Origin of the sequence: Paraburkholderia sp. PREW-6R (assembly GCF_039621805.1) — a bacterium.
GTDB lineage: Bacteria > Pseudomonadota > Gammaproteobacteria > Burkholderiales > Burkholderiaceae > Paraburkholderia.
In genome coordinates this window covers 1284315-1296823 of sequence record NZ_CP155073.1, presented here as the reverse complement: position 1 = coordinate 1296823, position 12509 = coordinate 1284315, and the positions used below count along the sequence as shown (strand labels likewise).

Sequence of the window (12509 nt, the reverse complement as noted above, 5' to 3'; positions counted from 1 at the left end):
CGGTTTTCTCAGTGAATGGAATCCAGGCAGTCGATGCGCTATTCGGTTGAAATAAAAAAATTTCTTTATAGCCAGTACTTCTATGGCGGCCTGCGCATCGCAGTCGGCGTGTCCTTGCCGGCCGTCGTATGTCTGATCGTGTTTCACGATCGGGAACTCGGCTTTACGATCGCGACCGGCGCGCTCGGCGCATGCGTGGTCGACATGCCCGGTCCGTTGAAATACAAGCACAACGAGATGCTGGCCTGCACGGTGATCGGCTTCCTGTCCGCGCTCGCCACCGGTCTTGCCACCGTCAATTCGGTCGCGTTGTGGTGCACGGTCGTGCCGCTCACGTTCGTGCTCTCGCTGATCGTGGTGTACGGCAACCGCTGGCCGCAGATCAGCTTCGCCACGCTCTTCATGATGATCATGACGCTGGAGGAGCACTTCACGCCCATGCAGGCGCTCGTCAATGCATCGTGGATCCTGGTGGGCGGCCTCTGGTACACATACTGGTCCACGTTCGTGAGCCGCTGGATGATGCATCGGATCGAACAGCAGGCGCTCGCCGAAAGCGTCTTCGCCTGTGCCGACTATCTGCTTGCGCGCGCCGCGTTCTACGATCTGGATAACGATCTGGACGAGTGCTACCGCAACCTCGTCAACAAGCAGATCGCCGCGGTGGATCGTCAGGATGCCGCGCGCGATATCGTTCTGCGCAATCTGCCGAGACTGAAAAGCGGCAAGCTCGAACCGCGCCGCGCGATGCTGTTCAACCTGTTCATCAACACCGTCGACCTGCATGAGCTTTTCGTCGGCGCGCATACCGATTATCCGCTCGTGCGCACCACGTTCGGCGGCTCCGATCTGCTGGTGTTCTATCGCGATCTGATTCGCAAGTCGGCCGCCGATCTAGAAGAGATCGGCCTCGCGGTGCTGCAGAATCATGCGCCACGCCAGCGCGTGAACGTGAAGGCGGAACTGCGCGCGATCGAATTCGAGATCGAAGTGATGCGCAAGCAGGATCTGCCCGGCAAGAATCCGGAGGCGTATTCCGCGATCTCGTCGACGTTCCGGCGCATCTGGAGCGCAACGCGGCTCATCGACAAGATGCGCAAGAGCCTGTCGAGCGACGCGCGTATCACCGAAACCGAACTGCGTCTCGACCAGGCGCTCACCCGGTTCGTGTCGAGCCGCCGCGTGCCGTTCGGCCAGATCTTCTCGAACCTGACAATGGCGTCGCCTAGCTTCCGGCACGCGCTGCGCGTGACGATCGCGGTCGCCGTGGGTTTCTGGCTTGGCCGTCTGTTGCCGTTGACCAATGCTTACTGGATCGTGATGACCACCGTCATCATTCTGAAGCCTGGATATTCGCTGACCAAGCAACGCAACGGGCAGCGGATTGTCGGCACGTTGATCGGCTGCGCGGCGAGCATCGCGTTGATGATCTTCGTGAAGGAGCCGCACATTCTGCTCGTGGTGATGTTCGCGTCGATGGTGATGAGCTACAGCCTGCTGCTCTTCAACTACGCGGCGAGCGTGGTGTTCACCTCTTCGTATGTGCTGCTGATGTTCCATCTGCTCGCGCCGGGCAGCATGCGCATCATCGGCGAGCGCGCTATCGACACGGTGGTGGGATGCGCGATCGCCATCGCCGCGAGCCATCTGTTCCCGTACTGGGAATATCGCTTGATGGGCAAGCTCGTCAACAACATGATCAGCGCGACCCGCCAGTATCTCGAGGCAAGCTGGTGGTGGAGCGGCAAACCTGCCGCCGCCGACGTCGCGACCGTCACGGAAGCCGGCGCGCGCGCGCCGGCTGCCGCGATGACCGACCCGGCAATCGAATTCGCGAAGCCGGCGCTGTCTGCTGCGGGTGGCGCAGGCAGTGTTGGCCGGGCTGGTGGTTCTGTGGGTTCTGTGGGTTCTGTGGGTTCTGTGGGTTCTGTGGGTTCTGTGGATTCTGTGGGTTCTGTGGGTGCCAGCGTTGCCGCCAACGCTGGCGATATCGCCCTGCGTTCGAGCAGCCCCGCTGACACGGACACCATCGTGAAGGCGGCCGCGCCACCTCCTACGGCCCCCGCCCCCGATCCCGACACCAGCGCCGACACCACGACCATCAGCAACGCAACCGCGAGACAGACCGCCGGCGCCTCGCCCGCCGCGGCGGCGGCCGCCACGGCGCTCGACCGCGACTACCGGTACCGCCTCGCCCGCAAGAACGTGCACGTAGCGTTCGCGAATCTGGGCCAGGCGTTTCAACGGATGATGCTGGAGCCGAAGTCCGCGCAGAAGTTCGTGCCGGAACTCAACGGACTGCTCGTGCGCAGTCATGGCCTCGCGTCGCAGATCACGGCCGCCGCACCGCTGCTACGCACCTCCGCGCAGCAGGCCGAGAGCGTCTCGCTGCAGCCGCTGCAACGCGCACTGAGCGTGGTGCGCGACAACCTCACCGAGGCCGAGGCCGGCACGGCCCCGCCAGCCGACCAGGGCGAGCAGATCAAGTTGATCAACCGCGAACTCGACGCGATGGTGGTCGAGGCGGAAAAGTCGCCGGAGTATTCGGCGGACGCTGTCCATGACATGAAGCTGCTCGCGCATCAGTGCAAGCAGATGCTCTCGGCAGCGGCGCTAATTCGCAAGGATGCAAGCGTGATTCGTCTGCCGGACTGATGAACCCCACCCTGGCAGTTTCCCATTGGCTACACACTGCACAGGCGGAAGAGGGACGCGGATCGAACGATCAAAACGCTGCGCCTCCTGCGCGCGTTTAATCCAGGTCTGTTGCGCCTTAGTTGCGCCTTAGTTGCGTCTTTACTCGCCTCTTTACTTGCGTCTTTACGTGCGTCTTTACTGCGCCGACCCGCTCGCCGGCTTCGCGGCAGTTGCTGCGGCTGCCGCTTCGGATGAAATCGAAGGCCCCGGCGCGTTCTGGTTGTCGAAGTCCCGCTTTTCCTTGATGGCGTTATAAAACAACGTGGCGATGACGAGCAGCACCGCGACCACGATGAAAACGGCAATGCCAAACGTCGGATTCTTCTTGCGCGGCGGTTTGTTCATGAGGCGGGTCTGGTTGGCGAGACGGTCGCGATAGTGGCGGGAAGGCGGCATTTTACGCCGGCTGGGCTTGCATACGGCTTGCAACCGACCTGCACCCGGCACACGAAGTATATAGGGCTGGCCTGCCTTAACCGCACGTCAATGGCACTGCGCGCTAACCGGTCACGACCGCCGGACGCACTGGCAACGCTGTCGAATATTTAATCTGCTCCATCGCGAAGCTGGAGCTCACGTCGTAAAGCGGCACGGCAGCAATCAGAAGTTTGTACACGCGGTCGTAGTCGTCGATGTCGGACACCACCACGCGCAGTAAATAGTCTGTCTCGCCGCTCATCCGGTACACCTCGACGACTTCGGGAATGGACTGAACGGCATGCGTGAAAGTCTGCGCCCATGCTTCGGTGTGCTGGTTCGTGCGTACCGCCACGAACACCGTCGTACCCACCCCGAGTTTGCGCGCATCGCAAAGCGCGACTTGCGCGCGAATCACACCGGCCTCCTTCAATCGCTGCAGCCTTTTCCAGCACGGCGTTTGCGACAGGTTCACACGTTGCGCCAGCTCCGCGATCGGCATGGTGGCGTCTTCCTGAAGCAATTCAAGCAGCCTGCGGTCGATGATATCCATTCCCATCATGACACCCCTATAGGAAATTATTCTACTTATGTGTTTTCGAAGGGAATTATATGGAAACTCTTTCTCCAGGCAAACGGGTATAAATGTCGCTATCGAAAAAAACCAACACGCAGCGATACGACTGCCACACCTCATGACTGCCGACTTCCGACTGCCGCTCATCACACGTTCCACCAGCCCTGCCGGCCACACGCTCAGAGACACCGATCGCAACGGCCCGTTTCGGGAGGGCCCTTTGGGGGAAGGCCCGTTTCCGGACGGCCCGTTGAGGGACCGCCCGTTGGGGAGCTGCCCATCCACTCACCGCAGCACGCCGCTCGCGCAACTATGCGATACGTTGGACGCCGTGTTCGACGCCTGCGCACATCTCTCCGAACCATCCAGTTCGACATTCTTCGCGCGCAGCATGCGGGTCGCGCTTGCCCAGGCGGCGGCCAGTCCCGCCCTGCTCCTGCCGTCGCAGCGCGAAGGGTCCGAGCTTGCTTACCGGCGCCACCTGCTCGCGTCCGATCCGCACGGCCGGTATGCGGTCGCTGCGCTGGTCTGGCTGCCGGGTCAGGCGAGTCCGGTGCACGCGCATCACACGTGGTGCGGCTACGCGGTGCTCGAAGGCGCGTTGACTGAAACGATTTTCGAATGGAACGGCGCGCAGCATTGTGCAAGCGCGACGCGGACCCAGGCGCGCCGTGGCGGCGCAGTGTCGTTCGTGCGTGGCGGCCGCGGCGGTATTCACCGGCTCGGAAACGACAGCGATGCGCCCGCCGTTTCACTGCATATCTACGGCGTCGCGGGCGCGCAGATGGCAACGCATGTGAATGATGTCGTCCGCGCTGCCGGAACGCCGGCGCTCGCAGAGCGCGGCGCCTGACGCGCGAACTCAACCACGTCGACTAGGTCTTCCCCGCTTCGCCGGCGGTCGGGATCTGCGGCGGAATTGGTGCGGTCTGACCGGTAGGCGGAGGCGCGGGGCGCGGCTCGTGCGACACATCCCGCGCCACCGCTACGCCGGCGCGGGCCGTTCGCAAAGCCGACTTATTTGCCACCGTCTCACCCTGAGTCGCCCCATGCCTGGTCCCAGGCTCCACGCCGGGCTCGTGTGAAGCCGGCGCGGGCGCATCGTCGTCCTGCAAAGGCTGGCCTTCTTCATCCTTCGACGACGTGTACACCCGCATTTGCGGCACCGGGATCTCGATCCCGGCTTCGTCCATCTTGCGTTTGAGCCGCAGATTGAACGCGCGCGCGACGCTCCATTGCTGCAAAGGCCGCGTCTTGATCTGGCCTTTCACGACCATCCAGTTCGGGTCGAACCGGTCCAGTCCCCAGACCTCGATCGGACCCAGCATCTCGCGCCGGTAACGGAAGTCGGCCATCAGATCGGCGCCCACTTCGCGGATCAGTTGCGTGATCTCATCGACGTCGGTGGAGAACGCCATGCGCACCTCGAACACCGCATACGCGAAGTCGCGCGACAGGTTCTTGACGATCTTGATCTGGGAGAACGGAATCGCGTGAATGGCGCCCTGTCCGTCGCGCAGCCGCACGGTGCGGATCGACAGGTGTTCGACCGTGCCCGCGTGGCCGCCGTCCACGTCGATCCAGTCGCCGACCGAAATCGTGTCCTCGATGATGATGAACAGGCCCGTGATCAGGTCGGTCACGAGCGACTGCGCGCCAAACCCGATCGCAAGACCGATCACGCCTGCGCCGGCAAGCAGCGGCGTCACATTGATCCCGAGATTGGCTGCCGTGACGATGCCCGCGATCGTCATGATCGTGACGAGCAGCACGTTGCGCACGAGCGGCAGCATGGTGCGCGCGCGCATGCTCGGCGAGCGCGACTTGTTGCGCGGCGCGCCGGGATTGAGCGCCTCGGTGATCGCGGTATCGACCAGTATCCACAGCAGCCACGCGAGGAAGCAGGTGGCGACGATCGCCGTCACCGCATGCGCGATGCCGCGAGCCGCCACGTTTTCTTCGACCATCTCCGCGAGCGACACGCCCCACAGGCGCGCGGCAAGTTCAAAGAAAAAAAGCCAGATGAAAAGCGTCAGCAAAGTCCCGAAAAAACGCAGCAGACGCGTGAGATAGGGCGAGCGCCGACGCGCGCGGGCGCTGCGCGGCCGCGTCACGCGCAGCACGATGGCCGACAGGAAAAATGCCAGCACGAGCAGCAGCGCGGTGACCACCGAAATCTGCAGCACGTTTTCGCTCGACCCCGAGCCGCCGAGCGTCGCGACCACGGAAGCCGTCGCCAGCACCAGCACGGGCACGTGCCAGAGCGCGGCGAGCACGTCGAACGCGTCGGTCGCGGCTTTGTGGTCGGAGCGCTGCTGATACGGCCGGTTGCGGATCAGATGCGCGACCGGCCGCCGGAATGCGAGCGCGAAGTAGCCGGTCAGCACCGCTGCCGTCATGTTCGCCACCGTCGAAATCAGCGCGGCGAGGTTGGTGCCGAGCTGATGCGCGACGTCGTAATTCACCGCAGCGTCGCCCAGCGCACCACACACGCCGACCACGAACAGCAGCCTGCGCGCGTGATCGATCAGTTGGCGCACCGCGATGCGCCGGTGACCGGAGCCGAACAGCGAGAACATGATCAGGCAGATTGCCGAGAACACCGCGCCGGCGACGATCGCATAGGCCACCACCATGCCGAGCGTGCGGCCGAGCGCGTCGGGCATCGCGCGCACGAACAGCAGCGCGGCCAGGAACGCGATGATCCACGGACCGACGCGGCGCAGCGCGAAGATCAGCAACTCGCGCGTGGTCGGATTCGGGTGCAGGCTCAGCACGATCCCGAGGCGCAAGTAAAGACGGTGCTGCAGATAGATCAGCGCGCCTGCGCAGGCGCCCCAACCCGCCAGCATCGCGATCATCGAAAACAGGATGCGGCCGAAGCTTTCGTGACCCTGGCCCGAGATGATCGTGTAAAGCTCGTTGGCGGCCGCGTTGAAGCGCCCGCTCCAGTAGCGCACGGGTGTGCGGCCCTCATGAACGTCGGATTCGAACGACGCGATACCCGACGCGATCGCGCCCAGCAAACCCGGACTCGGTTGCGCGGGCGCAGGCTGCGCGACGTTTTGCGACACCTCGCGCAACTTTTTGAGCTGGGCGACGAGCGCGGTGCGCTGCCGGTCGTTGTCGAGCGTGCTGATGACGCTGTCGAGCGAACGGGCGAGTTCGGCCTGGCTGGCCGGCGACGGCGCGGACGCCGCGTCTGCCGCCGAAGCGCCCGAGGTCCCGGACGCGGGCGTCGCCGTCGCGCTGTTGATCAGGCTTTGCAGCGCGGGAATGACCGGGTTGGGGGTTGCGCCGGCGGCCTGCGCGGTGGCAGGCAAGGACCAGCTGGCGCACAGCATCAGCACGACGCACAGCACGGCTACCCACGCGCGCAGCCGGCGCGTCACGCGGGCACGCGCATGACGGCAAGACCTTGCGTAGGCGGGAGAAACATCAAAGACGGCGCGAGACGCCGGCTGCCCGCCGTTAAACGGCGCAGCCCCGGACTCACGCAGCGGCGGGCGTGACTGCATGGCAATCCGTAGGAAAACGGGAGACGCCAGTGTAGCGTCAGTTCTACCCGGTGCAACCTAAGTTGCGTAACGGATTGTTAGAGCAAGCTTGCAGCCGAGGATGGGCTGCACCGCGAGACGTGGCCGGGCCGCCACCTACTCATGTCGGGCGCGGTCGGCCCACGGTCGCGCCACATCTTCCGGTTTTCAATACGCCGCCGTCGCGATCTGCCGAATCAGGCGGCCTTGCTCCAGTTCGTCGACGAAAGCAATCGCATAGTCTTCCGCCGAAATCTGGCTGTTGCCTTGCGCGTCGACCAACAGCGTGTTCACGCCGGTGCGGAACGTGCCGGTGCGCTCGCCCGGCGCGATCAGCGCGGCGGGCGCGAAAAACGTCCAGTCGAGGTCCGCCGTATCACGGTACAGCGCCAGCACATTCCGGTGCGCGAGCGCGACGCCCTTGTAAGCATCAGGGAAGCCCTCCGTGTCGACGAGCTGTTTGCCCGGCGCCACCTGCAGCGATCCCGCGCCGCCCACGACGACGAGCCGCTTGAGCCCTGCCGCGCGCATGCCGTCGACCAATGCTCTAGTGGCGCGGTCGAGCGCGGCGAGATCATCCGGCGGCGGCGCGTACGCGCTTGCCGCCACGTCGTGACCACGCAGCGCGGCGCCCACGCTGGCGGCGTCGAGCAGGTCGGCCTGCGCGGCCTTCAAATTCGCCACACCGTCCGGCACACGCGCCGGATCGCGCACTAACGCCGTCACCTGATGGCCTCGTCGCGCGGCTTCCGCGGCAATCCGCGAACCGATCATGCCGGTGGCGCCGAACAACGCGATTTTCAATGGCTTAGTCATTCTTCGTGCTCCTGTAATGGCTGATGTGTAACTGCGATGATTACATATTTAAAGAAAAAAGAGAGGCGCGAGCCTCGTCTTTTCCGTTCCTGTACGCCCTCGCGATGAGTGCGTCTTTCTGTACACGTCAGGCTTGCGAACGCCGCTTGCGTTCCCGCGCCCGTTCAGCACGTACCACGTCCGCGGTGGCGTCGGCCAGCGTGCGCGCACCGAGCGACGCTTCCATTGCCTGCTGCGCTTCGTCGACGATGCCACGCAGCACGACCTGGATATTGCGCCCGACCATGCAGGCCGGGTTCGGCTCTTCGCGGTGCAATGCGAAGAGCTGCGCGTCGTCCACCGCGCGGTAGACGTCGAGCAGCGTGATCTGCTCCGGCGCGCGCGCGAGTATCGCTCCGCCGCCTGCGCCAAGCTGCGAAGTGGTCAGCCCCGCTTGCGCCAGCATGCTCAGCAGGCGACGGATCAACACGGGATTCGTGTTCACGCTCCCCGCAATCATGTCCGACGAAAGCGGCACGCCCTGCTGCAGGGAAAGCAACGCAAGCACATGTACCGCGAACGCAAACCGGCTACTCGTATTCACGACAAACCTGCCGGGCAATCGAAATGTGTGACCACATTAGTTACATTTGAGCGGTCTGTCAAACAGGCGGCGCGCGCCGAAGGCGTCGGGCCCGTCATTTGTCCATCTGCTTTTGCGCGTCGCTCGAGTCGCCCGTTCCTGTCGACGACGCCGACGCATTGGCCGCCGAAGCCGAGCTTTGCGCCGACCATTCCTGCAGCTTGCGCCCGGCCGTCTCGAGCCCCTGCCCGGTCAGCGACGCGGCCTTGCCGAGTTGCGCGTGGGTCGCGCTGGCCGCGCTTTGCAGATTGGCCTGGGCGGTCGAAGCGAGCGCACCGGGGTCGAGATTGATGGACGGACCGGAGGCCGCAGCCTGGAGGTTCTGTTCCGTGGCCGCCTTGGTTGCGTCGACCTGCTGGCCGACGTAGCTCGCGGCCTGGTCCATTTTCTGACCGGCGACCTGCGCTACGTCGTTCAGCTTGCCGGCTACCTGCCCTGCGGTCGCGTCATTTTTCTGGCAGGCCGCCAAGCCGCCAAACACGACCAGCACGACAGCCGCGCGCCGCAGCAACGGAGAATCAATGGATGCAATCATGGTGAGGTGTGAGCCGTTCGAAGCGGCTTCCGCGTGCGAAAACGGGCCAATGATACGCCGTTGAGCGGCACGGTCACTCAGTAAAACGCGCGTCACGCGCCACGCCGCTTGAGCGCGTGCGTTGCCGCCCATGCTCAAGCGGTTGGACGGCCGGCCGCCCGTCGCGGTTCTGTCAAACGCGTTGGAGTAGACTCGTTGAGCGCCAGTTGGCGTTCGATGTGTTCCGCAGATCAATTGGAGGCATACGATGGCAGCAAAGAAAATCCTGTTTCTGACCGGCGACTTCGCCGAGGACTATGAAACGATGGTGCCGTTCCAGGCATTGCAGGCGGTCGGCCATGTCGTCGACGCAGTCTGTCCGGACAAAAAAGCGGGCGATCGCATCAAGACTGCGATCCATGACTTCGAGGGCGACCAGACCTACACGGAAAAGCCGGGCCATCAGTTCACGCTCAACGCGAGCTTCGATGACGCCGATCCGCGTCAGTACGACGCGCTCGCCATTGCCGGCGGTCGCGCGCCCGAATACCTGCGGCTGAACCATAAGGTGATCGAACTCGTGCGGCAGTTCGCCGAGGCCGGCAAGCCGATCGCCGCGATCTGTCACGCGGCCCAGCTGCTGGCTGCCGCCGACGTGATACGCGGCAAGCGCATTTCAGCCTATCCGGCGTGCGCGCCTGAAGTGAAACTGGCGGGCGGCGAGTACGCCGACATTCCCGTCGACGCCGCGATCACCGACGGCAACTTCGTCACCGCGCCCGCGTGGCCCGCGCATCCCGAATGGCTGCGTCAGTTCCTTGTGCTGCTCGGCACGCGCATCGAGCTCTGAGCGGCTCGTCCCGTGGCCCGAACGCGGCCACGCCCCTGCCCCGTCCCGATAGTGAACGCGCCGCCCGCGTGGCGCGTTCGCCTGTCCGGCTATTTGAGACTCGTCCGATGGTGCGCGGGCAAGCGCTTTCCTATAGTCGCCGGTGAACTTAGGAGCGTTTTCAATGGAACTCACCGACTGGATCGTCGTCCTCGCCATCGCGCTGTTGGCCATCGCATTTTTCTGTGCGCGAACGCCGGCGAACGGGTCACGCGAAAACCGCGCACGCCGGCTGGCCGCCGCCCGCATGTTCGTGCAAGCGGCCTGCTCGTGGTGGGCCGCGTTGCTGATCGTCGCCCGCTGCCTCTTTGCGCTCGACGGCCTGCTCGGCCTGCGGCCGGCGCCGCTCGAATCGCTCGCGGGCGTCGCCATTCTGTTTGCGTTCGGCTGCTATTGCTCCATTCGCGGCCATCAGTTGCTGAAACCGCGGCGGCTCTTCACCGCATATTGAGCGCCGCAATCGCACGGCTACGCATGCTGACATCCGGCTCGACAGCCGCGGTGCGGCGCAGCGGACCCGGGCGTACCGAGCGATGCGTGAGGCCTGACATCGTGGTGACTGACAGGTGCAGCGTGCGCGTTGCGCCTGTCACGTGCTGGGACAGCTAGCGCACATCGCCGAACACTTCCCGCTCGGGCGCCTGCTGCGGATCTGGCGACTGGGGCGGCACGTTTGCCGCCCGCGCGTCGCCTTCCGGAAGCGACACGTAAAACGTCGTCCCCACGCCTTCTTTCGACTCCACCCAGATCCGGCCGCCGTGCCGCTCGACCATCCGCCGCACCAGTGCGAGCCCGATGCCTTCACCCGCCACCGCATTGCCGTGCAAACGCTGGAACGCGTTGAATAGCCGCGGCAGCGCGACCGCCGGAATGCCCATCCCGTTGTCGCGCACGTAAAAAATCCTCAGCGAATGGACGCCCGGCGGCGCCGGTGTCGTGCCAATCTCGATCCGGCCTTCGCGCGACGGGTCCAGATAATTCACCGCATTGCCGATCAGGTTGGCGAACACCTGTTCGAGCGCGGTCGGATCACCCCAAACCGCCGGCAGCTCGCCGACGCTCACGCGCGCACGGTGCGTGCGGATCGAACCTTGCATCGCGTCGATCACGCGCGGCACGATATCGCGCACCTCGACTTTCTGCTGCCGGTACTCCACGCGGCCGACCCGCGAGAGCCGCAACAGCGCGTCGATGATGTGCGACGCACGCGTCACCGCTGTCTGCAGGTAGTGCAGCGCTTCGCCGATGTCGTCCTCGATCACCTGCCCGATGCGCTGCCTCGTCTGCACGGGCAGCGACGAGTCGCGCACGGCCACGCGCAGATCGTCGCAGGAACGGATCAGCTCCTTCGAAAAGCCCTGCAGGTTCACCAGCGGCGCGCGCAGATCGTGCGACACGCTGTAGATGAACATTTCGTTTTCCTGGGTTTGCTGCCGCAAGGTCTCGTTGATGCGGGCGAGTTCGTTCGTACGGCGCGTGAGATCCGCCTGGAAGCGCGCCTGGATGCGCTCCGCTTCCAGCAGACGCCGGCTGGTTTCGTGCAAGGTCAGATCGAGCCGCGCGATTTCGTCCTCGCCTGCGTCGATTGGCGCAAGCGGTTCGTTGCTCGCAAGCCGCCCGGCGTTGTCGGACAGCGCGGCGAGCCGGCCGCGCAAGCCGCGCGTGAATAGCCAGAACGCGAGCGCGACGAACAGCAGCGAGCCGCACACCGCGGCGACGATCAGCGTTTGCTGGCGCTCACGGGCGGCGCCGGCGGCATTGGAGCGCAACGTGTCGAGACGACGCTCCTCGGTCTGAAAGCCGCTCACCTGTTGCCGGAAGCGATCGAGCACGTCCGATGACGCGAGTTCGCGGAAGCGGTCGAGCACGTCGCGGCGCCGCCCGGAATGCAACAGGTCCTGCACCCGATCCGACCATTGACGATACGCCTGGACCGCTTGCCGCACCTGCACCACACGCTCGACCTGCGCCGGATTGTCGGCGACGAGATCGGCCAGCTGGTCGATGCGCCGGTCGACGTCCATCCATACCGTCACCGGCGTGGCGAAATGCGTGTCGTTGGCGAGCACTGCGCCGCGCAGCGCGACTGACTCGCCCAGCACCGGGTCGAGAATCGCGGTGGTCTGGCGCAGTACGTCTTCGCTGTGGACCGCCCAACGCTCCGCCAGCGCCGCCTCGGACTGCGCCTTGACGAGTCCGGACAACAACGCGAGTTCGAAGACGGCCGGAATCGCGATCAGCAGCAGGCCTTTGGTGGTGAGTCTCATGCGCGCGTTGGGGACGGGTCCTGGCGGTCAGGGGAAGGGTCAGAGACGGGACATTATGTCGGCGTTTGCCTGGAAAACAAAGACAGCACGCCATTGAATAGTCTTTGACGGCGTGCCTTGCCGACCGGCCGATGGCAGCCACTGCGACGTTGGACTTTGTGAATGAAACAGAAA

11 protein-coding genes are annotated in these 12509 nt (G+C 64.6%); 4 read left to right on the top strand and 7 right to left on the bottom strand.

Annotation, left to right across the window (positions count from 1 at the left end):
• Positions 1–33: 33 nt before the first annotated feature.
• Entirely contained in the window at positions 34–2655 is a 2622-nt protein-coding gene (locus AAGS40_RS05605; protein ID WP_345813727.1) for an FUSC family membrane protein, read from the top strand.
• Positions 2656–2832: 177 nt separating this feature from the next.
• On the opposite strand, the gene AAGS40_RS05600 is transcribed toward AAGS40_RS05605, so the two are convergent.
• Both AAGS40_RS05600 and AAGS40_RS05595 read right to left on the bottom strand, forming a co-directional pair.
• Complete coding sequence (locus tag AAGS40_RS05600) at positions 2833–3042, bottom strand: hypothetical protein (protein WP_345814283.1); 210 nt, start codon at positions 3040–3042, stop codon at positions 2833–2835.
• A 154-nt stretch (positions 3043–3196) separates the two neighbouring features.
• On the bottom strand, positions 3197–3673 hold the full coding sequence (locus tag AAGS40_RS05595) for an Lrp/AsnC family transcriptional regulator (protein ID WP_345814281.1): 477 nt from the start codon (positions 3671–3673) through the stop codon (positions 3197–3199).
• Between the two features lie 136 nt (positions 3674–3809).
• Here AAGS40_RS05595 and AAGS40_RS05590 point away from each other — a divergent pair, with 136 nt between their 5' ends.
• A complete protein-coding gene (locus AAGS40_RS05590) occupies positions 3810–4544 on the top strand; it encodes a cysteine dioxygenase family protein (RefSeq protein ID WP_345813726.1) in 735 nt (244 codons plus the stop codon).
• Positions 4545–4566: 22 nt separating this feature from the next.
• Here AAGS40_RS05590 and AAGS40_RS05585 read toward each other — a convergent pair whose 3' ends face one another.
• From AAGS40_RS05585 to AAGS40_RS05570, 4 genes are all read right to left on the bottom strand, one after another.
• Positions 4567–7209: a mechanosensitive ion channel family protein gene (locus AAGS40_RS05585; protein ID WP_345813725.1), complete on the bottom strand. Its 2643-nt coding sequence runs from the start codon at positions 7207–7209 to the stop codon at positions 4567–4569.
• A 186-nt stretch (positions 7210–7395) separates the two neighbouring features.
• The gene (locus AAGS40_RS05580) at positions 7396–8043 is read right to left on the bottom strand and encodes an NAD(P)H-binding protein (protein ID WP_345813724.1); all 648 of its coding nucleotides are present in this window, start codon (positions 8041–8043) and stop codon (positions 7396–7398) included.
• Between the two features lie 127 nt (positions 8044–8170).
• Positions 8171–8626: an Rrf2 family transcriptional regulator gene (locus AAGS40_RS05575; RefSeq protein WP_345813723.1), complete on the bottom strand. Its 456-nt coding sequence runs from the start codon at positions 8624–8626 to the stop codon at positions 8171–8173.
• Between the two features lie 94 nt (positions 8627–8720).
• On the bottom strand, positions 8721–9200 hold the full coding sequence (locus AAGS40_RS05570) for a hypothetical protein (protein ID WP_345813722.1): 480 nt from the start codon (positions 9198–9200) through the stop codon (positions 8721–8723).
• 247 nt (positions 9201–9447) lie between these two features.
• Between AAGS40_RS05570 and AAGS40_RS05565 the strand changes: the two genes are divergently transcribed.
• Both AAGS40_RS05565 and AAGS40_RS05560 read left to right on the top strand, forming a co-directional pair.
• Positions 9448–10029, top strand: a complete 582-nt coding sequence (locus AAGS40_RS05565) for a DJ-1/PfpI family protein (RefSeq protein ID WP_345813721.1) — start codon at positions 9448–9450, stop codon at positions 10027–10029.
• A gap of 163 nt (positions 10030–10192) precedes the next feature.
• Complete coding sequence (locus AAGS40_RS05560) at positions 10193–10519, top strand: hypothetical protein (protein ID WP_345813720.1); 327 nt, start codon at positions 10193–10195, stop codon at positions 10517–10519.
• A gap of 154 nt (positions 10520–10673) precedes the next feature.
• On the opposite strand, the gene AAGS40_RS05555 is transcribed toward AAGS40_RS05560, so the two are convergent.
• On the bottom strand, positions 10674–12335 hold the full coding sequence (locus AAGS40_RS05555; RefSeq protein WP_345813718.1) for an ATP-binding protein: 1662 nt from the start codon (positions 12333–12335) through the stop codon (positions 10674–10676).
• Between the last annotated feature and the right edge of the window lie 174 nt (positions 12336–12509).